Genomic DNA, 24,958 nt, shown 5'->3' with positions numbered 1-24,958 from the left:
GTAATGGGTCTGGCGACCCTCGTGGCGGTCGCGCACCAGTCCGGCTTGCTTGAGCAGGCCGAGATGTTTCGACACCGCCGGCTGCGAGACACCCGCCTCAGCCGTCAGTGCGCCGACCGTCTGCTCGCCTTGCCGGCACAGACGCTCGAAGATGGCGCGCCTTGTCGGATCGGCAAGCGTCCGGAAGAGCATATCGTGTGCGTTCGTCATCGGGATCGATAACTCAATGGCTATTGATTGACGTATAACCAGTGAGATATGTGTGAGTCAAGCAGAGCCTAGAGGGCGGAAGCCTAGGGCGGAGTCGGTCACGATATCTTGCGGGCCCGTCCCCGACATCCGCTTCCACGTCAGCGCTTCCAGAAATCGCGGTGTGGTGCGAGCAGCTCGTCCGCGACTTCGGGGAAGGGGCCAAACACCTCGATCTTTTTCTGGCCGGAATCGAGCACGGCGCGCGAAGAAAGGCTCATCGTCGGATTCGCCGCGTGATCGCCGGTGAGCGCGAGAAGCTTGGTCTCCTCGAAGCCGTAAACCAGCCGGCCGATATTGGCCCAGTAGAGCGTTCCGGTGCACATCGCGCAGGGCTCGCCGGTTGAGACGAGCGTGCAGGTCCAGAGAAACTCCGGCGAATAGGCAGCCGCCGCGCGTCGCGCAAGTTCGGTTTCGGCATGATGGACGGTGTCGATATTGCCTTGGCGCATGAGGATCGCGTCGTCGGGGCCGACCAGCACCGCTCCGAAAGGATGATGACCGTGCGCCGCCGCCTCGCGCGCTGCGGCGTCGGCGGATCGGAGGTGGGCGAGCATCTGATCGCGGGTCATGGCAAAAACCCTATCGCGCCGCCATCCACCCGATGGGCGGCCCTTTGAGCCGAGATTGGTGCCAAGGGACGCGATTGGCAAGTGCTAACCGTCGCTTGAGCGTCCACCTGCCCGAAGCTCGGCGACATTGGCCTGCTGCGTGCCGGAAACTCGAATTTGATGCTCGCCAAAACCCGGATCCGTTGTGGGCTCCGGCGGCGTGTCGAGGCTTGCCGCATCCAGCATGGATGCATCTTCGCCAAAAGCGCGGGTGGCGCGGGCGGCAGCTTCGAGCAGCGGCCGCTTCATGCGGGTGAGGAAGGCCGCGTCGACCCGCGTGTTCGGACCGGCGAGCGTGAGCACGCCGAGCAGTGTCCGTCCCGGCCCGAAGACAGGGGCGGAGATGCCGGCAGTCTGTGGATCGCGGTCACCGATTGAAATGTAACTATAGGTTTTCCGGATCGTCTCGTAAGGCTCGCCCTGCTCTCCCGAGAAAGCGGCCAGCACCCGGCCGCCCGAACCAACCAGCAAGGGCAGCACGTCACCTTCCCGTATCGTGTAGCGGATCGGGTGCTTGGACTCGACTCGGTAGAGACAGGTGCGGACGTCGCCCGAGCGGACATAGAAGGCGACGCTTTCCCAGCTCCGCTCGGAGAGATCGCGCATGATCGGCAACAGGATATCCATCGCCACGAGCGAGCGCTGGTAAAGCGCGCCAAGCCTAAAGGTCGCCGGTCCGATGCGATAGCGTCCGTCCTCCAGGCGCTCCAGCAATTGCCCGCGCATCAGCGAGTTGGCCAATCTAAGGATCGTGCTCTTGTAGAGACCGGTTCGGGCCGCGATTTCGGCGAGGCCGAGCGACCGGTCGGCAATGGTGAACGCGTCGAGGATGGCGATTGCCCGGTCGAGCGCGGCAACGCCGTCGGCCGGAGCCTGGCTTGGAGGGAGGTCTGTCATTGCGGTGACGATTTTCATGGTGGTCGCCCATCCGGGAATGACCCTGGACATGCGGATTTAGTCCGATCCTATGCGTTCTGTCCAGCAGAATGGCATTCCCGTTGACAGAACGCGGTAACAAATGCTTGAACTCAAATGCGGGTCTTAATTCAGGCCACGTCTTGGCAGGCACCGGAGGAGGTGTCGTGATTTGGAGGAATTCCATGCTGAACAGACGCAGATTCTTGTCGACCACCGCCGCCGGCTTCGCGGCTTTGCATTTCGGACCCGCCTTTGCGCAGGACGCCCCGCAAATCCAAATTTTCGTGCCGGCGGCCCCCGGCGGCGGCTGGGACCAGACCGCGCGCACGATCGATCAGGTGCTGCGCTCCGAAAAGCTGATCTCCGGCTCGCAGATCACCAATGTCGGCGGCGCCGGCGGCACGGTCGGCCTGCCGCAATTCGTCAACCAGTGGAAGGGCAAAGGCAATGCGCTGATGGTTGCCGGCATGGTCATGGTTGGCGCCATCATCGCCAACAAGGCCGCCAACAATCTCACCGAAGTGACGCCGATCGCGCGCCTCACCGGCGAGTTCGAGGCGCTGGTGGTGCCGGCAGCCTCGCCGTTCAAGACGGCTAATGATTTCGTCGCGGCGCTGAAGGCGGATCCGACGAAGGTTCCGGTGGCCGGCGGTTCGGCCGGCGGTTCCGACCACATCCTTTTCGGCCTGATCGCCAAGACGGCCGGCGTGCCTGCCGCCAACCTGTCCTATGTGCCGTTCGCCGGCGGCGGCGAGGCGCTGTCGGCGCTGCTCGGCAACCAGGTCGCGGCCGGCATTTCCGGCTATGGCGAATTCTCCGAGCAGGTCAAGGCGGGCGCGCTCCGGCTGCTGGCGATCTCGTCGGACAAGCGCCAGGAAGGCATCGACGCGCCGACATTGAAAGAGGCCGGCATCGACGTCGAATTGTTCAACTGGCGCGGCGTCTTTGCACCCCCCGGCGTTTCCGACGAAGACAAGGCGGCGATGATCAAGATGGTCGAGACCATGGCGAAGAGCGAGGCCTGGGCGACCGAGTGCAAGAACCGCAACTGGACGCCGATTCTGCTGACCGGCGACGATTATGCCAAGTTCGTCGCCGAGGACACGACACGCATCGGCGCGATCCTCAAGGATCTCGGCCTCGCCTGATCGCCTCCTGCCTGATCTCGAAGGAGGCTGCATCGCCTTCTTCGAGACAGCGGATATGCGACGGTTCAATGAAACTGCGGCGAAGCCGGCAGTGGAAGGCCGGCTTCCGGGGAGGAGATCATGAGCACCAGCGACCAGCAGGCGTCACCGCCGCGCCTTGCCATACCCGAATTGCTGATCGGCGTCGGGCTTCTTGCCTGCGCCGGGGCCGTTGCCTGGCAGACCCTGGCGATCCCGGTTTCGCCGCTCTATTCCAAGGTCGGCCCGAAGGTCTTCCCCTACATGACCATGGCCGGCATCGTGATCCTGTCGCTGCTGCTCATCGTTGCCGCCCTGCGTGGCGGCTGGCAGCCGGACGAGGAAAAGGAGACGCCGACCGATTGGAAGGCGATGGGTTTCGTGGTCGCGGGGCTCGTTGCCAATCTCGTGCTGATCCAGCCGCTCGGCTTCACAGCCGCCTCGGTGATCATGTTCGTGCTGGTCTGCTTCGGCTTCGGCAGCCGGCATCCGCTGCGCGATGCGCTGCTCGGCCTGATCTTGGCGCTGGCGGCCTATTTCGGATTCGCCAGAGCGCTCGGCGTCAACATCGGGGCCGGCCTGATCGAGAACCAGCTCAACGCGTTGATCAGCGCCCTCGTCGGCATCGGAAGGGGCTGAGGACGATGGACACCCTCGGTTATCTCGCGCACGGATTTGCGGTCGCCTTCACGCCGACCAATCTCTTGTGGTGCCTGCTCGGCACGACGCTCGGAACCGCGATCGGCGTGCTGCCCGGCCTCGGGCCGGCGCTGACCATCGCGCTGCTTTTGCCGATCACCTACCAGGTGGCGCCGGAAGCTTCCTTCATCCTGTTTGCCGGCATCTATTACGGCGCCATGTATGGCGGCTCGACGACGTCGATCCTGCTCAATACACCGGGCGAAAGCGCCACCATCGTCACCGCGCTCGAGGGCAACCGGATGGCGCGTTCGGGCCGCGGCGGCGCGGCGCTTGCGACTTCCGCGATCGGCTCGTTCGTCGCCGGGACCATCGGCACGCTGGGCGTCGCCTTCCTGGCGCCGATCGTGGTCAAGCTGGCGCTGGCTTTCGGGCCGGCGGAATATTTTTCGCTGATGGTGCTCGCCTTCATCACCGTTTCGGCGGTGCTCGGCTCGTCCTCTGTGCGTGGGCTTACCAGCCTGTTCGTCGGCTTCGTCATCGGCATGATCGGCGTCGACCTGCAGACCGGGCAGCCGCGCTTCACCTTCGGCATGGGCGAGTTGCTCGACGGCGTCGACGTCATCATCGTCGCGGTCGGCCTCTTTGCGGTCGGCGAGACTCTCTACGTGGCCTCGCGCCGCTATGCCGGGAAGGACGAGATCGTGCCGCTGAGGGGCTCGCTCTACATGACTGCTTCCGAATGGGCGCGCTCGTGGAAGCCGTGGCTCAGGGGCGCGGCAATCGGCTTCCCGATCGGCGCCCTGCCCGCCGGCGGGGCCGAGATCCCGACCTTCCTCTCCTATGCCATCGAAAAGAAGCTTTCCAAGCACAAGGAGGAGTTCGGCACGGTCGGCGCCATCGAAGGCGTCGCCGGGCCGGAGGCTGCCAACAACGCGTCGGCTGCCGGCGTGCTGGTGCCGATGCTGACGCTTGGCCTGCCGACCTCGGCAACGGCGGCGATCATGCTGTCGGCCTTCCAGAGCTACGGCATCAATCCCGGACCGCTGCTGTTGACGACGCAGGCCAATCTCGTCTGGGGCCTCATCGCCAGTCTGTTCATCGCCAACGTCATCCTCGTCATCCTCAACCTGCCGCTGATCGGCCTATGGGTACGATTGCTCAAGATCCCGGCGCCGCAGCTCTATGCCGGGATTCTGGTGTTCGCCACCGTCGGCACCTACGGCATCTCGCAGTCGCCGATCGATCTCATCATCCTCTATCTGCTGGGCGCGGCGGGTTTCTTGATGCGCCGCTTCGATTTTCCGACGGCGCCGGTCATCATCGGCATGATCCTCGGGCCGCTCGCCGAGACGCAGTTCCGCCGGGCGATGACGATCGCCAATGGCGACTGGACGGTGTTCTACCGGCACCCGCTCTCGCTGACGCTTTTAACGCTCGCCTTCATCGGTCTGGTCGGCCCGCATATCTGGGCCTGGATCGAACGCCGGCGCACGCGCGGACCAGAGCATGTGCCGGGCGATGCCTGACCGATCTGGAGCATCATGACAGACCTGCTTTCCGGCATCCGCGTCCTCGACCTCACCAATGTGCTGGCAGGTCCTTACTGCGCCTACCAGCTGGCGCTGCTCGGCGCCGACGTCATCAAGGTCGAGGCGCCGCCGGGCGGCGATCTCGCGCGCCAGCTTGGCGCCTCGCCGGAGCTCAACAAAGCCGGCATGGGTGCATCCTTCCTGGCGCAGAACGCCGGCAAACGATCGGTGGTGCTCGACCTGAAGCAGGAGGCCGACCGCGAGCGCTTCCTCAACCTGGTCGCCACGGCGGACGCACTGGTCGAGAATTTCCGGCCCGGCGTGATGGATCGGCTCGGCCTCGGCCATGAGAAGCTGAAGAAGGTGCGGCCAAGCCTCGTCTATTGCGCGATATCGGGTTTCGGCCAGACCGGCCCGATGCGCGGCAACCCGGCCTATGATCAGATCATCCAGGGGCTGTCCGGGATCATGAGCATCACCGGCACGCCGGAAACGGCGCCCCTGCGCGTCGGCTATCCGGTCGCCGACACGCTGGGCGGGCTGGTGGGGGCCTTCGCCATCGCTGCGGCGCTGGTGCGGCAGAAGACCAGCGGCGAAGGCGCCTTCCTCGACGTGTCGATGCTCGAATGCACGCTGTCGGCGCTAGGATGGCCGGTGTCGAACTATCTGACGGCGGGCGTCCAGCCTCAAGCCATGGGCAACGAGAACATGACGGCCGCGCCCTCCGGCGCGTTCCGCACCGGCGAGGGCCTGCTCAACATCGCCGCCAACAAGCAGGAGCAGTTCGTCATCCTTTGCGGCTTGATCGGCCGCCCAGAGTTGGCTTCGGATCCGCGCTTCGCCGAGCGCGAGACGCGCAAAGAGAACCGGGCAGCGCTGAAGCCGCTCATCGAAGACGCGCTTGCCGGCGCTGCTGCGGCGGTCTGGGAAGAAAAGCTCAACCGCGCCGGCGTGCCGGCCGGGCGGGTGCTGACGATCCCGCAAGTGCTGCAGGAACGCCAGGTCACCGAGCGCCGCATGACGGCGCGCTTCCAGGAGATACCCGGAATGGACAAGCCGCTCACGGTGGTGCGCGGCGGCTTTATGGTCGACGGTGCGGCTCCCGTGCCAGCCGGCCCCCCGCCACGTCTTGGCGCGCATATGGACGACGTGTTCGCCAGCTTGCCGGCGCGCGGCAAGGGGAGGGCGCGGGCATGAGCGCGGACAAAAGGACCGGCCGCGACCGCGGCGAGGAGTGGTGGCGGACCGGCATCATCGAGATGCAGCCCGGCGTGATCCGGCTGCGCGGCTACCAGATCCAGGATCTGATCGGCCGGGTCAGCTTTCCGGCGATGATCTGGCTGATGCTGCGCGGCGAATTGCCGGGCGATGATCAGGCGGCGCTGCTCGGCATCGCGCTCGGGGCCGCCGTCGACCACGGCCCGCAGGCGCCGTCGATCGCGATCGCGCGCATGGCGGCGACCTGCGGCGTCGGCATCAACAACGCCATGGCCTCCGCCATTAATGTGCTGGGGGACGTGCATGGCGGGGCCGGCGAGCAGGCGCTTTCCTTCTATGGCAACATCGCCGCCGCAATGGATGGTGGCGCGAGCCTCGCCGAAGCGGTGAGTGCGCGGCTCGACCGGTTCTTCGCCGAGGAAAAGGGCTACGTGCCCGGCCTCGGGCATCGCTTCCACCCGATCGATCCGCGGGCGCCGCGCCTCATCGAACTGACGCGCGACTTCGCCGGTCGCGGCGTCGTCAGCGGGCGCTTTGCCGACATTGCCGAGGCGATCGAGGCGGAGGTGGCGACACGCAAGGGCAAGACGATCCCGCTCAACATCGATGGCGCCACGGCCGTCATCTATGGCGAGCTAGGCTTCCCGCCGCCACTGACGCGCGGCCTCTTCGTGCTGTCGCGCTCGGTAGGCATACTGGCGCATGCCTGGGAGCAATCACAGGAGAGCGACCGCAACAAGGGACCTCTGCCCAAAGAATGGCTGTGGGCTTATAGCGGCACCCCGGCACGGCCGTTTCCTGGCGACTCCGATTAGAGCGTTTCACCGTTCCACGGAAACGGCGAACCAATCTATCTCTTTGTTTTGACGGAATTCCTGACGGATGCCGTGTCACACTTTCGTGGAATTGCGCCAGGCCATCGTCTTACGCCGGATCGGTCGCCAAGGCCGTCAAATCCCTCAGCAGCGTGGAAAGCTCGGGCTCGTCGATCAGCAGGGCCGCATCGGCCGCCGGCAGCCAAGCCCGCTGACGGTTCACGGCCTCCCGCCAGTTGGCCATCTCCTCGCTGACTTCGAGCAGGTAGACGACCACGTCGACACGGACGAAACGGCTGGCCATGCGCTTCCAATAGGAGTAGCCGCCGGCAGGCTGCTTCAGCGCCTTGCCCAGCACGCCCGCCTCTTCCTGGGCCTCGATCGCGGCCGCCTTGCGCCCGCTCTTGCCCTTCATCGGCCAGCCCTTGGGCACAATGAAACGTTTGGTCGTGCGCGAGGTGACCAGCAAGACTTCAAGCTGGCCGTCGCCGCGTAGGCGAAAGGGGATGGCCGCCACCTGGCGGATCCGCTCTCCCTTCTTTGCCCTGCGTACTGCTTTCTTCTTGGCTGCTGCCATCCCAAAATCCGATCAAAGCGGCATTCCTGCCGTACGCTATCCGCACGGCAAAAATCTCGCTCCTGCAAATCCCAAAACCGCCGCCCATGCAAGGCGGCGCGCTGCCGACAGTAAGTCGGCTAAGTAAACCGAAAAAAGAAAAATGTCAGCGGCAGACGCGCGAAATCGTGGTGCCGATAACCTGAGATTGGCAATTCTGCTTGACGATCGGCACTTCAGGGCGAGCCTTCGGAACGATCTGCCGGTCCTGCTCGCGGTAAAGCTGCTGCTGTTGCTGGAACTGTCGTCGCTGCAGCTGGTTCCGGAGCGCCTGCAACTCGTTTTGCTGGATCAGGGCGTTGCGGTCTGTGGGGATGACGACCTGCGCCGAGGCATATGAAGCCGCGCCCAAAAGGGCGGCAGTCGACAAAGCCGCGGCAATCAAAGCCGCCGATAGCCGAGGATGCGACATCGCTTCCTTCCCGCACGAAAAACAAAACCTTGCCGTAATATAGGGTGTCTGTGCGGATCTACCATGGTTCAAGCAACCGATCTCGCGGCACAGCCACGATCGGTTGGATGATGCCCACCGCTCGGTTCCTTCAATCGACCTCGCGCAAACGGTAGCCGACGCCGGTCTCGGTGATGATGTAGCGCGGCTGGTCCGGTGTCTTCTCGATCTTCTGCCTCAATTGGCGGACATAGACCCTGAGATATTGCACGTCCGTCGACTCGTTCCAGATCTGCTTCAGCAGGAACTGATGGGTCAGAACCTTGCCGGCATACTGCACGAGCATGCGCAGGATATCGTATTCCTTCGGCGACAGTTTTACTTCCTTGCCCTCGACCTTGACGATGCGCTTCACCAGGTCGACCGAAAGGTCGCCGGCCTGGAACACCGGCTTCTCGCCCTGCTGCTGGAATTTGTGGCGCAGCGCCACGCGGATGCGGGCGACGAGCTCGTTCATGCCGAAGGGTTTCGTCACATAGTCGTCGGCGCCGATCTCGAGCGCCTGGACGATGCCGGCCTCGTCGGTGCGGCTCGACAGGATGACGACCGGAATGTCGAGGCCGTCGTCACGCCATTTGCCGAGCAGTTCGAGGCCCGTCATGCCCGGGAGGCCGAGATCGAGCAGGATCAGGTCGGGCCGCTGCGCCTGCATGAGCTCGATCGCTGCCTTGGCGTTCGGTGCCTCCGATACGGCATAGCCCTGGCTGCCGAGGCCGACCCGAAGCAGCTTGCGGATCGGCGGCTCGTCGTCGACGACCAGGATGCTGACGTTCTGACCGGTCATGCGGCGTCATCCGTTTTGGCGACGGCAAGGTCCGGAATTTCCTGCACCGGCATGCGGATGGTGAAGATCGCGCCGGGCCGGTCGGTGCGGTTCGTCGCCGAGATCCTGCCGCCCATGGCCTCGACGAAACCGCGACTGATCGACAGGCCGAGACCGGTGCCGGCGCGGACCTGGTCGCGCTTGCGCACCCGGTAGAAGGTGTCGAAGATCCGTTCGAGGTCGTTTGGCGGGATGCCTGGTCCCTCGTCCATGACCTGCAGGATGACGGAGCCGTTGTCCACCCAGCCTTGCAGGCGGATGGTCGAGCCGGGCGCGGAATATTTGGCGGCATTGTCGAGGAGGTTGAACAGCGCCTGCTCGAACAGCACCGGGTCGAGGCGCAGCATCGGCAAGTCCGGCGGAATGTCGGTGTCGATGCGGTGCTCGCCGGTGATCTTGCGAGCGCGATCGAGCGCCGAGCCGACGATATCGCCGACATAATGGAGAGCGTAGTTCGGCTCCATGGCGCCGGACTCGATCTTGGTCATGTCGAGCAGATTGGCGATGAAGCGGTTGAGCCGCTCCGATTCGTCGACCACCGTCGACAGGAGTTCCGCGCGGTCCTCTTCGGGAAGGGCGGCCGCGTATTCCCGCAGCGTGCCGGCGGCACCCATGATGGCGGCCAGCGGCGTCTTCAGGTCATGGGAGATCGAGGTAAGCAGCGCTGTGCGCAGCCGGTCCGCTTCCGCCGCCAGCCTGGCGCGGTCGACATCGGCGACAAGCTGGATGCGTTCGATGGCGACCGCCGCCTGATCGGCAAGCGCGTCGAGAAGGCGCTGCTGCTCGGGGGTCAGCAAAGGGCCCTGCTTGTCGTTGTCGAGGCCGACGACGCCGACCGCTGTCCGGCCTGTTCGCAAGGGCAGATAGAGGCGCTTCGCGCCGGGCAGCGTATCGGCGCCGCGGCCGGCGGGGCGGTCATGTTCCCAGGCCCAGCGGGCCGCCGCGATGTCGGCCTCCGCGAGCGTATCGTCCGGCGGATAGCCGGCCTTGACGGTGATCGTTCCATTCTCGGGCAGAAGCAGCACCACGCGCACTTTCAGCATCGAGGCGATCTGGAAGGCGGTGGCCCACAGCACGTCGTCAAGCGTGCCGGCGCCGGCGAGCTTCTTGGAGAACGAGTAGATGTCCTGCGTGGCTCGCGCGCGTGAGCGGGCGGCGACCGCCTGGCGCTGGACGCGCGCCGTCAGATTGCTGGCGATGACAGCGACAACGAGAAAGACCGCGAAGGCAACGATGCTCTCCGGATCCCTGATCGTGAACGTATAGCGCGGCTCGAGGAAGAAATAGTTGAAGGCAAGCGCGCTCAGGAAACAAGCGTAGAGCGCCGGCCAGAGTCCGAACGTCACCGCCGAAGTCAGCACCGCCAGCAGCAGGACGCTGGCCAGATTGCGGACATCGAGGAACTGATCGAGAATCGAGCTGACGGCCACCGCGCCGGCGACATAGGCCGTCGAGAACAGATAGGGCCAGATCTGGAAGGGCTTCTGCTCGGACGCGGCCTTCACCCGTGCCGACGGCATGTCGGCATCGCGCTCCTTGCCCGAAATGACATGGACGCTGATGTCGCCGGCATTGCGGATCAGGTCATAGGTGAGCGAGCCCTCGATCAGTTCCCGCCAGCGCGAGCGGGTCGGCCTGCCGATGACGATATGGGTGAAGTTGTTCGCCGTCGCATGGCGCACGATGTCCTGGGCGACGTTCTGGCCCGGGATGGTCGCCACCTCGGCGCCGAGCTGTTCGGCAAGGCGCAGGTTTGTCGCCAGCCGGTCCTTGTCCTCTTCGGACATGCCGGCCAGGCGAGGCGTGTCGACATGCAGCGCCGTCCATGGCGCCCGCAGGCGATCGGCGAGCCGGCGCGCGTAGCGGATACGAGCGCTCCCGTCCGGACGCGAGTCGACGCAGACAAGGACCCGCTCGCCGGCCGCCCACGGTCCCGGAATGGCGTGGGACTGCATATGGCTGAGGAGCTGTTCATCGACGCGCTGCGCGGTGCGTCGCAGCGCCAACTCGCGAAGCGCCGTCAGATTGCCAGGCGAAAAATAGTTCTCGATCGCGCGCTGAGCGGTTTGCGGGAAATAGACCTTGCCTTCATGCAGCCGCTTGATCAGGTCGTCCGGGGTGAGGTCGATGACCTCGATGTCGTCGGCCTCGTCGATGATGGAATCCGGAACGGTTTCGCGCACCCTGACGCGGGTGATCTGCGCCACGACGTCATTCAGGCTTTCGACATGCTGGATGTTGAGCGTGGTGTAGACGTCGATGCCCTGTGACAGGATTTCCTGAACATCGAGATAGCGCTTGGGATGACGGCTGCCGGGCCCGTTGGTGTGCGCGAGCTCGTCGATCAGAACCAGCTCCGGCCGCCGTTTCAGGATGGCGTCGATGTCCATCTCGTCGAGGACGCGGCCCCTGTATTCGACCTCGCGGCGCGGGATCACCTCATAGCCTTCGACCACCGCCTGGGTTTCCTTGCGGCCATGCGTTTCAACGACGCCGATCGCGACGTCGATGCCGTCGGCGCGCCGGGCGCGGCCTGCCAACAGCATCTCGTAGGTCTTGCCGACGCCGGGCGCCGCGCCAAGGAAGATGCGCAGACGGCCGCGCCCCTCCCGCTCCGCGTGCTCGAGCAGCGCGTCGGGAGAAGGTCTGTTCTCGAAGTTGATCCTGTCGTCCGGCATCAAGTCCAATCATGGATTGCACCGGGGATCGTGTCGATCCCCGGCGCGGGTGCTTATTATTTGAGATCGTCGAGCCCCATGTTGAGGGCCAGCACATTGACCACCGGCTCACCCATGAAGCCCAGCTCGCGATCCTCGACATGGCCGTCGACAAGCGCTTTCACCTTGGCTTCAGCGATGCCCCTGGCCTTGGCAACCCGCGGCACCTGGAAATAGGCCGCCTCTGGGCTGATCTCGGGATCGAGGCCGCTGCCAGACGTGGTGACGAGATCCATCGGAACCGGTGCGTTCGGGTTCTCGGCCTTCAGCCTGTCGGCGTCGGCCTTGATGCGTTCGATCAGCTTCGCATTGGTCGGCCCGAGATTCGAGCCGCCGGAGGAGGCGGCGTTGTAGCCGTCGCCGGCTGCCGATGGCCGCCCGTGGAAATAGCGGTCGCTGGCGAAGCCCTGGCCGATCAGTTCGGAGCCGATAACCTTGCCATCCTTTTCGATCAGGCTGCCATTGGCCTGGCTGGGAAACAGCGCCTGCGCGATGCCGGTCATGCCGATCGGATAGATGAGGCCGGTCAGCACCGTGAAGAAAACGATCATGACGATCGCGGGTCTGAGTTGCTTGAACATCGGAATGGGTTCCTATGCCAGGCCAAGAGCCGTGACGATCAGGTCGATCGCCTTGATGCCGGCGAACGGCACGATGATGCCACCAAGGCCGTAGACGAGAAGATTGCGGGTGAGCAGCGCGCCGGCGCCGATGGCGCGGTATTTCACCCCCTTCAGCGACAGCGGGATCAGCGCGACGATGATCAGCGCGTTGAAGATGATCGCCGACAGGATGGCGCTCTGCGGCGTCGCCAGATGCATGATGTTGAGCGCCTGCAGCGGGCCTGCCGACTGGCCGGGCGCGACGTAGAACACGGCGAACATCGCCGGGATGATGGCGAAATACTTGGCGACGTCGTTGGCGATCGAGAAGGTGGTCAGCGAACCGCGCGTCATCAGCAGCGCCTTGCCGATCTCGACGATCTCGATCAGCTTGGTCGGATCGCTGTCGAGGTCGACCATGTTGCCGGCCTCGCGCGCGGCGACCGTGCCGGTGTTCATGGCGACGCCGACATCGGCCTGGGCGAGCGCCGGCGCATCGTTGGTGCCGTCGCCGCACATCGCGACAAGCTTGCCCTTGGCCTGTTCCTCGCGGATCAGCGACAGCTTGTTTTCAGGCGTCGCCTGGGCGAGGAAGTCGTCGACGCCGGCTTCGGCCGCGATGGCCGCTGCGGTCAGCGGATTGTCGCCGGTGATCATCACCGTGCGGATGCCCATCTTGCGAAGCTCGGCGAAACGCTCGCGAATGCCGCCCTTGACGATGTCCTTGAGGTGGACGACGCCGAGCAGGCGCCCGTCGCGCTCGACCGCCAGCGGCGTGCCGCCGGCCTTGGCGATCTCGTCGGCCCTGGCCTGCAGGTCGCGCATGGTGTCGCTTGTCGGACGCGTGCCATGGCTTGCGACCGTTGCTTGATTGACATGGGCTAGCACGGCATCGACCGCGCCTTTGCGCACCGACGAGCCGTCGATGTCGACGCCGCTCATACGGGTCTGCGCGGTGAAGGGCACGAAAGTGGCATGCAAGGTCGCCATATCGCGGGCGCGGATGCCGTATTTTTCCTTCGCCAGCACCACGATCGAGCGGCCTTCCGGCGTCTCGTCAGCCAGCGAGGCCAATTGAGCAGCATCGGCAAGCTCCTGTTCGGACACACCCTTCACCGGATGGAACTCGGTCGCCTGGCGATTGCCGAGGGTAATGGTGCCGGTCTTGTCCAGGAGCAAGGTGTCCACGTCGCCGGCAGCCTCGACGGCGCGGCCGGACATGGCAAGCACGTTGAAACGCACCAGGCGATCCATGCCGGCAATGCCGATGGCCGAAAGCAGCGCGCCGATCGTGGTCGGGATCAGCGTCACGAACAAAGCGACGAGGATCGTCACCGGGATATAGCCGCCGGAGTAAGAGGCGAAGCTCGGGATGGTCGCGGTGGCCAGGACGAAGATCAGCGTCATGCCTACAAGCAAGATGTTGAGCGCGATCTCGTTCGGCGTCTTCTGGCGCTCCGCACCTTCGACCAGCGAGATCATGCGGTCGAGGAAGGTCTGGCCGGAGGCGGCGGAAATGCGCACACGAATCCAATCGGACAGCACCTGCGTGCCGCCGGTGACGGCTGAGCGGTCGCCGCCGGATTCGCGGATCACAGGCGCGGATTCGCCGGTGATTGCCGCCTCGTTGACGGAAGCCACGCCTTCGATCACCTCGCCGTCGGAAGGGATGATGTCGCCGGCTTCGACCAGCACGATGTCGCCGACCTTCAGGCTGGTGCCAGGCACCAACTTGAACTTGCCGCGATCCTCGCCGTTGACGAGCAGCTTGGCCTGGGTCTCGGTGCGTGCCTTGCGCAGCGAGTCGGCCTGCGCCTTGCCGCGCCCCTCGGCCACCGCCTCGGCAAAGTTGGCGAACAGCACGGTGAACCACAGCCAGATGATGATCTGCAAGGTGAAGCCGAGATCGCCGCCGCCGGTGATGACATCCTTGACGAACAGGACGGTGGTGAGTGCTGAGACGATGGCGACGACGAACATCACCGGGTTCTTGATCAGCGTGCGCGGATCGAGCTTGCGGAAAGCGCCGCCAATGGCGGGCATCAGGATGCTGGCATCCAGAATGCTCGCGGATTTGGACTGGCTCATTTCAGGACTCCGGTATCGGTGATGTTGGATGGCGCCGGGTGTTCGGTCTTCGGCAACAGATGCGGAAGGTCGGAGGCCAGCAGCCACAGCACGAACAGCACGGCCGCCATGCCTAGGAAGGTGGAGAGCGTCGGGAAAGGACGAGGCTTCTCGTCCCCTCCGTCATCGGGCGTTCCGTCACCGGATTGGTGACGATCGTGCCGACGTATGTTGTTGAACCAAGGCATGGTCATCTCAGAAAGTCTGTCCGCGGATCATCGCCAGATGCTCGACGATCGGACCGACGGCGAGCGACGGGAAGAAGGTGAGGCCGCCGACGATGACGATCACGCCGACCAGGAGGCCGACGAACAGCATGCCGTCGGTCGGGAAGGTGCCGGCGGAAGCAGGCACGGTCTTCTTTGCGGCCAGCGAGCCGGCGATGGCCAAAGCTGGGATGATGACCAGGAAGCGGCCCATCAGCATGCCGATCGCGATGGTGATGTTGTACCAGGGCGTGTTGCCGGTCAGTCCGCCAAAGGCCGAGCCGTTGTTCGCGGCCGCCGACGTATAGGCATAGAGCACCTCCGAGAAGCCGTGCGGGCCGCCATTGGCCATCGAGGCCACCGCGCTCGGCAGGACCACGGCGATAGCCGTGAAGATCAGCATCGCCAGCGGCAGGCAGAGGATGGCAAGCATCGCCATCTTGACCTCCTTGGCTTCGATTTTCTTGCCGAGGTATTCCGGTGTGCGGCCGACCATCAGGCCGGCAACGAAGACGGCAAGGACGACGAACATCAGGATGCCGTAGAAGCCGGCGCCGACGCCGCCGACGATGACCTCGCCAAGCTGCATGTTGATCAGCGGGATCATGCCGCCAAGCGCGGTGAAAGAATCATGCATGGCATTCACGGCGCCGCACGAAGCGGCCGTGGTGATGACCGCGAACAGCGCCGACAACGCAACTCCGAAGCGCGTCTCCTTGCCTTCCATGTTGCCGCCGTCGATGCCGAGCGCATGTACTAGCGGATTGCCGGCGGCCTCGGCCCAGTAGCAGATGACGACGCCGACGAGGAACAGCACGGCCATCGAGGCAAGGATCGCCCAGCCCTGGCGCTCACTGCCGACCATCCGCCCGAAGACGTTGGTGAGACCGGCGCCCAGCGCGAAGATCGACAGCATCTGGATCAGATTCGAGATGGCGTCCGGATTCTCAAAAGGATGCGCGGCATTGGCGTTGAAGAAGCCGCCGCCATTGGTGCCAAGCATCTTGATGGCGACCTGAGAGGCGACTGGGCCGAGCGCGATCGTCTGCTTGGCGCCTTCCAGCGTGGTGGCGTCGACAAAGGGTCCAAGCGTCTGCGGGATGCCGAGCCACACATAGACGAGCGTCAGCACGATGCAGGCCGGCAGGAGCACGTAAAGCGTGCAGCGGGTCAGGTCGACCCAGAAACTGCCGATCGACTTGCCCGAGGCGCGGGCAAAGCCGCGGATCAGCGCGATCGCAATGGCAATGCCGGTGGCGGCCGAAACAAAGTTCTGGACGGTGAGGCCGGCCATCTGCACGAGGTAGGACATCGTGCTTTCACCGCCGTAGTTCTGCCAGTTGGTATTGGTGACGAAGCTCGCCGCGGTGTTGAAGGCGAGCTCCGGTTCGACCGCAGCCATCCCGGCGGGATTGTAGGGCAGCGCGCCCTGCAGCCGCTGCAAGGCATAAAGCACGAGGAAACCGGCGAGGTTGAAAAGCAGCATGCCGGTGGCGTAGGCGGCCCAGTGCTGTTCTTCCTTCTCGCTTGTCCCGGCGAGGCGATAGAGGCCGCGCTCGATCGGGACAAGCACGGGCGACAGCAACGTACGATCGCCTTTGAAGACGCGGTGCATGTAGCCGCCGAGCGGCTTCACGAGCAAAAGCAGGATCCCGCAATAGACGAGGATCTGTATCCAGCCGTTGAGTGTCATGAACTGACTTTCCGTATGCCGATCAGAAGCGCTCTGGGCGGATGAGGGCGTAGGTGAGGTAGGCAAGCAAGAACAAGGTCACCGCGCCGCCGAGGACGTAGTCGAAAAGCATTGTAAGACCCTTCGATCAGATTCTGTCGCAGGCTTTGACGTAAGCTAATGACAGGACGAAGAACAAAATCCCCATCCCGAGAACAACGAGGTCCATTGCAGGCATTCCTTGTTTCGGCTTGTTTTTGCACCCCGACACGGTCGAGTTCAAAATTGCACAGGACCGCCCGTCACCTTGGCGGCGATGGCGATGAAAGTGTTTTTCGAGGGGAATATGGACCCGACCGCCATAAAGGTTCGAGACGAGGCGGGGAGCAAAGAAATAGGAATCTTATAGGAAATTGACGCCACGGGAGGAAGGCGGCGGCAACGTGCTATTCCAAAGATCCGGAAGCTGGTTGGCCGGCCGCCGGTCCCTGCACGGCATCTCCTCTTCCAACTGCGTGGAGAGCGCTACATAGCGGCCCGACTGGCTGCATGCCGATCGGCACGCCGCCGGCGGACTGCCCAGCCGCGAAGCGGCTAGATGTGGGGTTGCGCGGCAGGCTGACCGGAAGCTTCAGGTCAGCTCGACGGTCCGCTTCTCCGCGATGCTCTGTTCGGCGGCTAAAACGATGCGCAGGCTGTTGACGGCGGCATCCATTTGCTCGGTCAGATCGAGGTCCTCACGGATGGCGCGCAGGAAGAAGGCCTGCTCGCGGTCGCAAAGCTCCTGATGGCCGGGCTCGTCCTCCATGCTGACGATCTCGTCGGGCTTCGAGAAGTTCTTGTCGCCATCGACCTGGGCGTAGTGGATCTTCAGCGCGTCGGTCTTGGTGTGGCGGTCGATGTCGGCGGAATCCGATACCTCCTCGGCTTCCTTGGCGCTGCTTGCGGACTGGCCGGCGACGATCGAAACGGCGCCCTTCGGGCCGACCACATCCTTCACGAAATAGGCGGTCTCGCTCATCATCGGGCCCCAGCCGGCTTCATACCAGCCGACCGAGCCATCATCGAAAGTGACGTGCAGATGGCCATAATTCTGCTTGTCGGCTTCGGCCCAGAGCTTGGCGCCGATGCCGTGCACGCGCACCGGCTTGGCGCCGGTCAGCTGGCACATGACGTCGACATAGTGCACGCCGCAGTCGACGATCGGGATCAGCGAGTCGATCAGGTTCTTGTGCCAGTGCCAGGCGCTGCCGCTGCTCTGCTGGTTGAGGTTGAGGCGCATCACCAGCGGCTTGCCGAGCGTCTTGCCGACCTCGATGAATTTGATCCAGGACGGGTGGACGCGCAGGATGTAGCCCAGAACCAGCTTCCGGTTCTTGGCCCGCGCGGCGGCCACCACCTTCTCGGCGTCGGCGATGTTGGTGGCGAGGGGCTTTTCCATGAACACATGGCAGTTGGCGGCGATCGCCTTCAGCGCGTATTCGGCATGCGTGTTCGGCCAACTGTTGATCGAGACCGCGTCCGGCTTGGTCTCCTTCAGCGCCAAGTCGAAATCCTCATAGAGCGGATAGCCGGCGAGCTCCTTCGGGATCTTCTTGTTGCTCTTGATGGTGCGGCTCATGATGCCGACGATCTCGAAGCCGTCGGAGCGGTGATAGGCGCTCGCATGCGAAGCGCCCATATTGCCCAGACCAACCACCAGGATTTTTACTTTGTCGGCCATGTCAGCCTCCCCAATGCTCTTTGAACAGTAGCTCGGGCGGCATCAGGCGCCGCCCGATGGTCAATGCGCCCGGCTTACTTGACGGCGGAATCGAACAGGTGCGCCTTGATCTTCTCGACGTCGAGCGCGGCAAAGCCTTCCGACAGTTTCACGCCGTCGGCATCGGCCTTGACCTTCGCCTTGTCGAAGTCGTTGGCGGTCGGAATCAGGTCGTTGGTGCAGACGTCTTCGGCCTTCACCGGCGCGGTGATCTGGCCGATCTTCAGGATCTCGTCGAAAAAGCCCTGCCAGCTCGCCATGTCGTGCGAGCCCCAGCCACTGCGCTTGTCCATGTCACCGCGGAAGACGTTGATCTGCTGCAGGATCGAGGTGGTGCCGAGCTCAGGGCCAAGGTTCTTGGCCAAGGTCGGGAATTGCTCGAACACGGCTTCGACGGCCGCGCGCGGGTTCTGGTAGCCGAATTCGAGGCCCATCGCCCAGCCGCGCAGATATTTTTCGAGGAAGGCCTTCTTGTCGGGATCCTCGAGATCGGCGGCGCGCACGACGAAGGTGTTGGCCGGAAGCTTGGAATTCTGGACGCCGAGCCAATATTCGAAGTCGAGGTCCTTGGCGATCCATTCGGCGCGCAGACCTTCCCAGGAGAGCGCGGCATCGCCTTGGCCGCCGGCGAGCGCGGTGCCCCAGGTCGGCCACCCGGCCTCGACATATTTCACCTTCTTGATGTCGACACCCTGCGCGGCAAGCAGCGGATCGACGATCGCCTGCCAAGCGGCGGAGCCGAGAAGGATCGTTTTGCCTTCGAGGTCCTTCAGGTTCTTGGTGCCCTGGCCCTTGCGGAAGGCGATGCTGAAGGTGTCGCGCGCGCCCATGTGGAACACCGACTTCAGCTTCATGCCGTTCTGGATGGCGAAGGAGAAGACACCTGGCGAGGGGAAGCCCATGTCGGCCTGGCCGACATCGACGAACTTGACCGTCGCGGTGCCGTCCGACGGACCCGGCTGCATGTCGGTGGCGAGGTCGCCGAAATAGCCGGCCTTCTTGGCCGACCAGTAGGGATAGTCGTCCAGCACTTCGAGCGTGCCGCGCGGCGAGATCCAGGTGAATTTTTCATAAGCCGCCGCCCTGGCTTTCAGACCCGATGCGCCGAGCGCGGTGGCGGTCACCACGCCGGCGGCCGTCACTTGCAGGAAGTAGCGGCGGCTGATGCCCGCTCTTGTCGCTGTACTGAATAAGCTTTCGTTAGTCATGGCATTCCCCTTTTGTTGATTGCCCTTATCGATCGCTTTGCCCTTGCCTTCGCCCGTCTCCCGGGCGATCTCATCCGTCCGCGCTCATGCCTCCCAACTCGCCCATTTCTTGCCGATCAGGAAGAAGAGCACGTAGATCAGGATGCCGAGCGTCGACAGGATCAGCACCACCGCGAAGAATTGCGGCATCTGGATCATCGACGAATACGAGGTAAGCCGGTTGCCGAGGCCGAAGCCGCCGCCGACCATCTCGGCACCTACCGCAGTGAGGAGCCCGAAGATCGCGCCGATCATCAGCCCGACCAGGATCATCGGCAGCGCCATCGGCGCGCGGATCTTCCAAAAGATCTGCAAGGTGCTCGCGCCATAGGAGCGAGCGAGCGCGATCTTGGCGCTGTCCACGCGCCGGAACCCGGTCGCGGCATTGATCATCACCATCGGTCCGGCGGCTAAAGCTACCGCGATAATGCGCGGCGTGTAGCCGAAGCCGAAGCGCAGGATGAGAAGCGGCACCAGCGCCAGCATCGGCGTGGTGACGAGGATCAAGATGTAAGGCGCGACGATCTTCTCGGCGAAGGGAAACTGCGTGATCACCGCCGCCATCACCAGCCCGACGACGGCGCCGATGGCAAAGCCGGAGAAGAGCTCGACCAGCGTGTAGCCGAGATGCGGCGCGATCAGCGGGAACTCGTCGAATAAAGCGTAAACGATCGCACTCGGCGGCGGCATGATGTATTGCGGCACGTGGAAGATGCGCAGCGCCAGCTCGATGCCGCCGATGATCACCACCGCGACGACGAGAATCGCGGCCACCTCGGCGCCGGACTTGATGCCTGGGCCGCCGGCGAAGGCGGAGAGGTTGGTGAGGCTGACATCCTGGCCGTCACCGGACTTGGCTTTGGAGAATTCCGGAATGGCGTCGCCCCCGCTCACGGTCTGATCCTCACGATTTCAGCGCTCTTGTGTTCGAGCTGCTCCTGCGCCTTCGGCCGGCGCTCGCCGACGATGTCCATCTTGATGCGGTTGGTGAGGTCGAAGACCTCCTTGGTGGCCATGATCTCCAGCGAGCGCGGGCGCGGGAACGGCACGTCGTAGACCTTGGCGACGCGTCCCGGCCGCGCGGTCAGCACCACGACCCGGTCGGAGAGGAAGATCGCTTCCTCGATGCTGTGGGTGATGAAAACGATGGTCGTCTTGGTATCCAGCCAGATCTCCTCGACGAGGCGGTTCATCTCCTCGCGGGTGAAGCTGTCCAACGCACCGAAGGGCTCATCCATCAAGAGCACGGAAGGCTTCAGCGCCAGCGCGCGGACAATCGCCGCGCGCTGCTGCATGCCGCCGGAAAGCTCGCGCGGGAACTTGCCGCCGAAGCCGTCGAGCCCGACGCGATGAAGCAGATGCGCGATCCAGGCGCGATCGGGCTTCTCGCCCTTGATCTCGAACGGGAAGTTGATGTTGGCGTCGAGATTGCGCCAGGGCAGAAGGTTCGCTTCCTGGAAGACGATACCGATCTCGGGACGCGGGCCGGTGACCTCCTTGCCGTCAAGCAGTATCGCGCCGCTGGTCAGACGATGCAGGCCCGACATCGACCACAAGAGCGTGGTCTTGCCGCAGCCGGAGGGGCCGACGATGGAGACGATCTCGTTGGCGTGCACGTCGAGGCTGCAGCGGTCCAGGGCGAGAAGATCGCCGGAGGCCGTGGTATAAACCTTGCTCGCTGCCTGCACGCCGAGCTTCGGCGTTCTTGCGCTGCCGGTATTCATGCTCCCCTCGGAGACTGCGTGATTGGGTTGCCGGAGCCCCCTCTGTCCGCGAAATCAGTCTGTAACTATCCTACTTTACTGTCAAGCGGCGGGCAAAGATCTGGTGCTGTCAGAATCGACCAAAGCTTGTATAAGCGTCTGATTTCCCCTGTGTTTTGACGCGCTTGCAGTGTGTGTTACTTTCCTACATACTCACTTCGGTTGATTGCCTATGGCCAGCCGGCGGATAATCGCAAATATGGTGGTCCAGAAACGGCAGAGAAGGGCGGCCAATGACCGAAGCTGACAGCCAGGCGCTGCGGATTTCCGACGCGGATGACGGCCGGCATGATCATGTCAGGCGCTTCCCCGACATCATTTCGCAGGTGAAGGACAGCTACACGGACTTGCGCCCGGCGGAGCGTCGCGTCGCCGACGTCGTGCTCGACGACGTCAAATATGCCGTCGATGCATCGAATGCCGCGCTGGCGCAGCGCGCCCAGGTCAGCGAGCCGACGGTCACCCGTTTCTGCCGCGCCATCGGATGCGACGGCGTGCGCGACTTCAAGCTGAAGCTGGCGCAGAGCCTCGTCGTCGGCGCGCTTTATCTTAGCACCAAGCCGCAACCCACGAACGGCGACAGCGGCATGCCGTTCTGGAACGCCGTGTTCGGCGAAGCGCGCCGCGCGCTGCAGGAGGCCGAACGGCAGATCGATCCAGGGCAGTTGCAGAAAGCGGCGGAGCTGATCGCCAAGGCCAGGCAAGTGACGGTATTCGGACTTGGCGGCAGCTCATCGGCGCTGGCGCAAGAGACGCAGTATCGCCTGTTTCGCTATGGCATCACCATCAGCGCGCAATGCGATCCGTATCTGATGCGCATGACCGCTTCGACGCTGAAGCCGGGCGATGTGGTGATCGCGATATCGGCGACCGGCCGTACCCGGGAGGTGATCGAGGCGGTGGAGCTTGCCAAGCACTATCGCGCCGACGCGATCTGCATGACCGCGCCGGACACGGAGCTGACACGCGTCTGCGATGTCCATCTGACGATGGCGGTTCCCGAATATCCCGACACACTGAAGCCGACCGCTTCGCGCTACGCCTTCCTTGCGGCCATCGACCTGCTCGCGGTCGCGTCCGCCTACAAGCTCGACGGCCCCGCGCGCGAGACGGTGCGCCGCATCAAATATAACGCCCAGATCCATCGGACGGGGAAGGAGATGGAGCCGCTCGGCGACTGAGGAAATCCGCAACGCGGCTATGATCTGCGTAATTCAGGGGAAACGAACATCAATGCTCGACATCGCACCATCGCAACAGGCGGCAACCTGGCTCGGCACATTCGGCCGCGCGCTCGAGGCGGGTGACATCGAGGTGGCGACGAACCTTTTCGTGGACGATTGCTACTGGCGCGATCTGCTGACCTTCACATGGAACATCAAGACCATGGAGGGCCAACCCGCGGTCCGCGAGATGCTCAAGGCGACGCTTTTCTCAACGCAACCGTCGAACTGGCGCCTGTCCGGGGAGCCAAGCGTCGCCGACGGCGTCATCGAGGCCTGGTTCAGCTTCGAGACGGCCGTGGCGCGAGGCGAGGGCATCCTGCGGCTCAAGGATGGCCGCTGCCGGACGCTGTTCACGGCGATGAGCGAGCTCAAGGGTTTCGAGGAGCAGAAGGGGCCTGCCCGGCCGCTCGGCATCCGCCATAAGGCTGATCCCGAACGCGAGACCTGGGCGGAAGCAAGAGCGCGCGAGGCGCGTGAGCTCGGCGTGCACGAGCAGCCCTATTGTCTGGTGATCGGCGGCGGCCAGGGCGGCATCATGCTCGGCGCCCGTCTGCGGCAGCTCGGCGTTCCCACCCTCATCGTCGAGAAGAACGCGCGCGCCGGCGATTCCTGGCGCAACCGCTACCGCTCGCTCGTGCTGCACGACCCGGTCTGGTACGACCATCTGCCCTACATTCCGTTCCCGGAAAACTGGCCCGTGTTCACGCCCAAGGACAAGATGGGCGACTGGCTCGAAATGTACGCCCGCGTCATGGAGCTGAGCTACTGGGTCGCCACCAAATGCATCAGCGCGGCCTATGACGAGGCCGAAAAGGTCTGGACGGTGGTGGTCGACCGCGTCGGCGAGCGCATCACGCTGAAGCCGAAGCACATCGTCTTCGCCACCGGCGCCTACGGGCCGCCACGGCAGATCGATCTGCCTGGCGCGGACAGCTTCAAGGGCGAGCTTTTGCATTCCAGCCAGTACTCGACCGGCGAGACATTCCGCGGCAAGCGCGTCGCGGTGATCGGCGCGGCGAGCTCCGGCCACGATGTCAGCGTCGACCTCTGGGAAGCCGGCGCCAAGGTCACGATGGTGCAGCGCTCGCCGACGACGGTGGTGAAGTCCGACACGCTGATGGAGGTCGGCTTCGAGATCTTTTCGGAAAAGGCGCTGGCGCGGGGCATCACCACCGACAAGGCCGACATGATCGTCGCTTCGACGCCCTTCGCGCTGGTCCCACAGGGACAGCGGGCGCTCTACGACGTCATCCGCGAGCGCGACGCGGATTTCTACAAGCGCCTCAGCGACAGCGGCTTTGCCATCGACTTCGGCGAGGACGAGACCGGACTGCTCATGAAAGCCTATCGCACCGGTTCCGGCTACTACATCGACGTCGGCGCCTGCGAGCTGATCCTGAACGGCGAGATCGCGGTGAAGAGCGGCGTCGGCATCAAATCGCTGACGCCGACCGGCATCCTGTTTGAGGACGGCAGCGAGCTGGCGGTCGACGCGATCGTCTCCTGCACCGGCTACCAGTCGATGAACGAGACGGTGGCAGGAATCGTTTCCCGGGAGGTCGCCGACAAGGTCGGCCCGTGCTGGGGCCTCGGCTCCGGCGTCAAGGGCGATCCCGGCCCGTGGCAGGGCGAGTTGCGCAACATGTGGAAGCCGACGGCCCAGGAGGCGCTGTGGTTCCACGGCGGCAATCTCGCGCTGTCGCGCTTCTATTCGAAATTCGTGGCGCTGCAGCTCAAGGCGCGGATGGAGGGGATTGCGACGCCTGTCTATGGCGAGCCGAGCAATTCGCGACGGTGAGCCAATCAGCGCCCGAAGTGCCTGGCCGCAACCTCGACATGCGTATGGTGCGCATGGGCCTCGAAGCGCTCGGTCTCATTATGGTCGGGCGCCTCGTTCCGCCACCATTTGCCGCCTATCACGATGCCTTTCGAGACCAGCCGCTGGTCCGCGATGAGTGACGCACCGACCGCATCGACAAAGGTGAAGCGGCCGGGCTGCAGCTTCAGCACCGCGACATCGCCGATGCCGCCGACTTTAAGCGCCCCGAGCTCGGGCCTGGCGATCGCTTCGGCCGGGCGCTGCGTTGCCGCGCGCACAACCTCGACCAGCGGCATGCCGAGCGCCATGAGCTTCGACATGCAGACCAGAATATCGAAGGCCGGTCCGTCGACGCAGTAGAGATGCACATCGCTCGAGATGACGTCCGGCGCCAGCCCCTCCGCCAGCATCGCCTTCGCCACCTCGAAGTCGAAGGAGCCCATGCCGTGGCCGATGTCGAAGGTTACGCCGCGCTCGCGCGCCTGCCGCATATCCGGCCGCACCGCGCCCGAAGCGAAGACCGGCGCGTTGGGGAAGGGCCGGAAGCAGTGAGTGAGAATGTCGCCGCGGCGGAGCCTGGGCAGCACTTCCGAGCGGCTGGGCGGCGGCTCGTCGATATGCGCCATCAGCGGCAGGCCGGCCTGGTCCGCGGCTTCGAGCGCGAGGTCGACCGGCGCGATGCCGCTGGTGCCGCCGGCATGCTTGCCGGAACGGACTTTTACGCCGACGACGACGGCGGCGTGCTCGCGCACCGCGGCCACCGTCTCGCGCGGCTCGCA

At 64.4% G+C, this 24,958-nt stretch carries 24 protein-coding genes; 7 read left to right on the top strand and 17 right to left on the bottom strand.

Going from position 1 to position 24,958, the window contains the following annotated elements:
- The 3 genes from EOA32_RS12515 to EOA32_RS12505 form a co-directional block, all read right to left on the bottom strand.
- Positions 1-210: metalloregulator ArsR/SmtB family transcription factor (locus tag EOA32_RS12515; RefSeq protein WP_145971289.1), on the bottom strand; the 210-nt coding region annotated here is incomplete at its 3' end.
- A gap of 140 nt (positions 211-350) precedes the next feature.
- Complete coding sequence (locus EOA32_RS12510) at positions 351-821, bottom strand: nucleoside deaminase (protein ID WP_095778751.1); 471 nt, start codon at positions 819-821, stop codon at positions 351-353.
- Positions 822-905: 84 nt separating this feature from the next.
- Positions 906-1,775 carry an IclR family transcriptional regulator gene (locus tag EOA32_RS12505; protein WP_245499255.1) on the bottom strand — a complete coding sequence of 290 codons (870 nt, stop codon included), beginning with the start codon at positions 1,773-1,775 and terminating at the stop codon, positions 906-908.
- Between the two features lie 185 nt (positions 1,776-1,960).
- Between EOA32_RS12505 and EOA32_RS12500 the strand changes: the two genes are divergently transcribed.
- The 5 genes from EOA32_RS12500 to EOA32_RS12480 all read left to right on the top strand — a co-directional run bounded on the left by EOA32_RS12500 (position 1,961) and on the right by EOA32_RS12480 (position 7,148).
- Entirely contained in the window at positions 1,961-2,926 is a 966-nt protein-coding gene (locus EOA32_RS12500; RefSeq protein ID WP_067318842.1) for a tripartite tricarboxylate transporter substrate-binding protein, read from the top strand.
- Positions 2,927-3,046: 120 nt separating this feature from the next.
- Positions 3,047-3,583: a tripartite tricarboxylate transporter TctB family protein gene (locus EOA32_RS12495; protein ID WP_095778752.1), complete on the top strand. Its 537-nt coding sequence runs from the start codon at positions 3,047-3,049 to the stop codon at positions 3,581-3,583.
- A 5-nt stretch (positions 3,584-3,588) separates the two neighbouring features.
- Positions 3,589-5,112 (top strand): tripartite tricarboxylate transporter permease, encoded by a 1,524-nt coding sequence (locus tag EOA32_RS12490; RefSeq protein ID WP_095778753.1) that lies wholly within the window; start codon positions 3,589-3,591, stop codon positions 5,110-5,112.
- A gap of 15 nt (positions 5,113-5,127) precedes the next feature.
- Positions 5,128-6,312 carry a CoA transferase gene (locus tag EOA32_RS12485; protein ID WP_128371924.1) on the top strand — a complete coding sequence of 395 codons (1,185 nt, stop codon included), beginning with the start codon at positions 5,128-5,130 and terminating at the stop codon, positions 6,310-6,312.
- Positions 6,309-7,148: a citryl-CoA lyase gene (locus EOA32_RS12480; RefSeq protein WP_095778755.1), complete on the top strand. Its 840-nt coding sequence runs from the start codon at positions 6,309-6,311 to the stop codon at positions 7,146-7,148. The genes EOA32_RS12485 and EOA32_RS12480 overlap by 4 nt, the downstream gene beginning before the upstream one ends.
- 109 nt (positions 7,149-7,257) lie before the next feature.
- Here EOA32_RS12480 and EOA32_RS12475 read toward each other — a convergent pair whose 3' ends face one another.
- The 13 genes from EOA32_RS12475 to EOA32_RS12415 all read right to left on the bottom strand — a co-directional run bounded on the left by EOA32_RS12475 (position 7,258) and on the right by EOA32_RS12415 (position 21,095).
- On the bottom strand, positions 7,258-7,725 hold the full coding sequence (locus tag EOA32_RS12475) for an NUDIX hydrolase (RefSeq protein WP_095778756.1): 468 nt from the start codon (positions 7,723-7,725) through the stop codon (positions 7,258-7,260).
- Positions 7,726-7,870: 145 nt separating this feature from the next.
- Positions 7,871-8,149 carry a hypothetical protein gene (locus EOA32_RS12470; protein ID WP_348632199.1) on the bottom strand — a complete coding sequence of 93 codons (279 nt, stop codon included), beginning with the start codon at positions 8,147-8,149 and terminating at the stop codon, positions 7,871-7,873.
- Between the two features lie 157 nt (positions 8,150-8,306).
- Entirely contained in the window at positions 8,307-8,999 is a 693-nt protein-coding gene (locus EOA32_RS12465) for a response regulator transcription factor (RefSeq protein WP_128371922.1), read from the bottom strand.
- The gene (locus EOA32_RS12460) at positions 8,996-11,716 is read right to left on the bottom strand and encodes a sensor histidine kinase KdpD (protein ID WP_128371921.1); all 2,721 of its coding nucleotides are present in this window, start codon (positions 11,714-11,716) and stop codon (positions 8,996-8,998) included. The genes EOA32_RS12465 and EOA32_RS12460 overlap by 4 nt, the downstream gene beginning before the upstream one ends.
- Positions 11,717-11,772: 56 nt before the next feature.
- Positions 11,773-12,336, bottom strand: coding sequence for a potassium-transporting ATPase subunit KdpC (gene kdpC / locus EOA32_RS12455; protein ID WP_128371920.1), 564 nt, complete (start codon positions 12,334-12,336; stop codon positions 11,773-11,775).
- Between the two features lie 12 nt (positions 12,337-12,348).
- Positions 12,349-14,445 (bottom strand): potassium-transporting ATPase subunit KdpB, encoded by a 2,097-nt coding sequence (gene kdpB / locus EOA32_RS12450; RefSeq protein ID WP_067003973.1) that lies wholly within the window; start codon positions 14,443-14,445, stop codon positions 12,349-12,351.
- Positions 14,442-14,678 carry a hypothetical protein gene (locus EOA32_RS12445; RefSeq protein WP_245499254.1) on the bottom strand — a complete coding sequence of 79 codons (237 nt, stop codon included), beginning with the start codon at positions 14,676-14,678 and terminating at the stop codon, positions 14,442-14,444. Before EOA32_RS12445 ends, kdpB begins: the two co-directional genes overlap by 4 nt.
- 1 nt (position 14,679) lies before the next feature.
- On the bottom strand, positions 14,680-16,383 hold the full coding sequence (gene kdpA / locus EOA32_RS12440) for a potassium-transporting ATPase subunit KdpA (RefSeq protein WP_095778760.1): 1,704 nt from the start codon (positions 16,381-16,383) through the stop codon (positions 14,680-14,682).
- Between the two features lie 22 nt (positions 16,384-16,405).
- Positions 16,406-16,495 (bottom strand): K(+)-transporting ATPase subunit F, encoded by a 90-nt coding sequence (locus EOA32_RS12435; protein ID WP_067003971.1) that lies wholly within the window; start codon positions 16,493-16,495, stop codon positions 16,406-16,408.
- Between the two features lie 498 nt (positions 16,496-16,993).
- Entirely contained in the window at positions 16,994-18,085 is a 1,092-nt protein-coding gene (locus tag EOA32_RS12430; protein ID WP_067003969.1) for a Gfo/Idh/MocA family oxidoreductase, read from the bottom strand.
- Positions 18,086-18,159: 74 nt separating this feature from the next.
- A complete protein-coding gene (locus tag EOA32_RS12425) occupies positions 18,160-19,332 on the bottom strand; it encodes an ABC transporter substrate-binding protein (RefSeq protein WP_067003968.1) in 1,173 nt (390 codons plus the stop codon).
- 84 nt (positions 19,333-19,416) lie between these two features.
- Complete coding sequence (locus EOA32_RS12420; RefSeq protein WP_067318822.1) at positions 19,417-20,265, bottom strand: ABC transporter permease; 849 nt, start codon at positions 20,263-20,265, stop codon at positions 19,417-19,419.
- A complete protein-coding gene (locus EOA32_RS12415) occupies positions 20,262-21,095 on the bottom strand; it encodes an ABC transporter ATP-binding protein (RefSeq protein WP_067003964.1) in 834 nt (277 codons plus the stop codon). The genes EOA32_RS12420 and EOA32_RS12415 overlap by 4 nt, the downstream gene beginning before the upstream one ends.
- A gap of 272 nt (positions 21,096-21,367) precedes the next feature.
- Here EOA32_RS12415 and EOA32_RS12410 point away from each other — a divergent pair, with 272 nt between their 5' ends.
- Together EOA32_RS12410 and EOA32_RS12405 are read left to right on the top strand one after the other, a co-directional pair.
- A complete protein-coding gene (locus tag EOA32_RS12410; RefSeq protein WP_128371919.1) occupies positions 21,368-22,315 on the top strand; it encodes a MurR/RpiR family transcriptional regulator in 948 nt (315 codons plus the stop codon).
- A 52-nt stretch (positions 22,316-22,367) separates the two neighbouring features.
- Positions 22,368-24,158: an NAD(P)/FAD-dependent oxidoreductase gene (locus EOA32_RS12405; protein WP_128371918.1), complete on the top strand. Its 1,791-nt coding sequence runs from the start codon at positions 22,368-22,370 to the stop codon at positions 24,156-24,158.
- Positions 24,159-24,163: 5 nt separating this feature from the next.
- Here the strand turns inward: EOA32_RS12405 and EOA32_RS12400 are convergent.
- A partial coding sequence (locus EOA32_RS12400; RefSeq protein ID WP_145971288.1) for an amidohydrolase family protein occupies positions 24,164-24,958 on the bottom strand: 795 nt, incomplete at its 5' end.

Source organism: Mesorhizobium sp. M1A.F.Ca.ET.072.01.1.1 (assembly GCF_004023325.1).
Classification (GTDB): Bacteria; Pseudomonadota; Alphaproteobacteria; order Rhizobiales; family Rhizobiaceae; genus Mesorhizobium.
The sequence above is the reverse complement of the archived record's forward strand: the minus strand, read 5'-3'. Positions and strand labels throughout refer to the sequence as shown.

What these genes read in the sequence shown, in the direction of transcription:
- EOA32_RS12480 (WP_095778755.1), top strand. Translation starts at nt 6,309, where the DNA reads ATGAGCGCGGACAAAAGGACCGGCCGCGACCGCGGCGAGGAGTGGTGG.
- EOA32_RS12475 (WP_095778756.1), bottom strand. Translation starts at nt 7,725, where the DNA reads ATGGCAGCAGCCAAGAAGAAAGCAGTACGCAGGGCAAAGAAGGGAGAG.
- kdpA (WP_095778760.1), bottom strand. Translation starts at nt 16,383, where the DNA reads ATGACACTCAACGGCTGGATACAGATCCTCGTCTATTGCGGGATCCTG.
- EOA32_RS12460 (WP_128371921.1), bottom strand. Translation starts at nt 11,716, where the DNA reads ATGCCGGACGACAGGATCAACTTCGAGAACAGACCTTCTCCCGACGCG.
- EOA32_RS12510 (WP_095778751.1), bottom strand. Translation starts at nt 821, where the DNA reads ATGACCCGCGATCAGATGCTCGCCCACCTCCGATCCGCCGACGCCGCA.
- EOA32_RS12410 (WP_128371919.1), top strand. Translation starts at nt 21,368, where the DNA reads ATGACCGAAGCTGACAGCCAGGCGCTGCGGATTTCCGACGCGGATGAC.
- kdpC (WP_128371920.1), bottom strand. Translation starts at nt 12,336, where the DNA reads ATGTTCAAGCAACTCAGACCCGCGATCGTCATGATCGTTTTCTTCACG.
- EOA32_RS12415 (WP_067003964.1), bottom strand. Translation starts at nt 21,095, where the DNA reads ATGAATACCGGCAGCGCAAGAACGCCGAAGCTCGGCGTGCAGGCAGCG.
- EOA32_RS12490 (WP_095778753.1), top strand. Translation starts at nt 3,589, where the DNA reads ATGGACACCCTCGGTTATCTCGCGCACGGATTTGCGGTCGCCTTCACG.
- EOA32_RS12425 (WP_067003968.1), bottom strand. Translation starts at nt 19,332, where the DNA reads ATGACTAACGAAAGCTTATTCAGTACAGCGACAAGAGCGGGCATCAGC.
- EOA32_RS12465 (WP_128371922.1), bottom strand. Translation starts at nt 8,999, where the DNA reads ATGACCGGTCAGAACGTCAGCATCCTGGTCGTCGACGACGAGCCGCCG.
- EOA32_RS12435 (WP_067003971.1), bottom strand. Translation starts at nt 16,495, where the DNA reads ATGCTTTTCGACTACGTCCTCGGCGGCGCGGTGACCTTGTTCTTGCTT.
- EOA32_RS12485 (WP_128371924.1), top strand. Translation starts at nt 5,128, where the DNA reads ATGACAGACCTGCTTTCCGGCATCCGCGTCCTCGACCTCACCAATGTG.
- EOA32_RS12430 (WP_067003969.1), bottom strand. Translation starts at nt 18,085, where the DNA reads ATGGCCGACAAAGTAAAAATCCTGGTGGTTGGTCTGGGCAATATGGGC.
- EOA32_RS12445 (WP_245499254.1), bottom strand. Translation starts at nt 14,678, where the DNA reads ATGACCATGCCTTGGTTCAACAACATACGTCGGCACGATCGTCACCAA.
- EOA32_RS12405 (WP_128371918.1), top strand. Translation starts at nt 22,368, where the DNA reads ATGCTCGACATCGCACCATCGCAACAGGCGGCAACCTGGCTCGGCACA.
- kdpB (WP_067003973.1), bottom strand. Translation starts at nt 14,445, where the DNA reads ATGAGCCAGTCCAAATCCGCGAGCATTCTGGATGCCAGCATCCTGATG.
- EOA32_RS12500 (WP_067318842.1), top strand. Translation starts at nt 1,961, where the DNA reads ATGCTGAACAGACGCAGATTCTTGTCGACCACCGCCGCCGGCTTCGCG.
- EOA32_RS12505 (WP_245499255.1), bottom strand. Translation starts at nt 1,775, where the DNA reads ATGAAAATCGTCACCGCAATGACAGACCTCCCTCCAAGCCAGGCTCCG.
- EOA32_RS12495 (WP_095778752.1), top strand. Translation starts at nt 3,047, where the DNA reads ATGAGCACCAGCGACCAGCAGGCGTCACCGCCGCGCCTTGCCATACCC.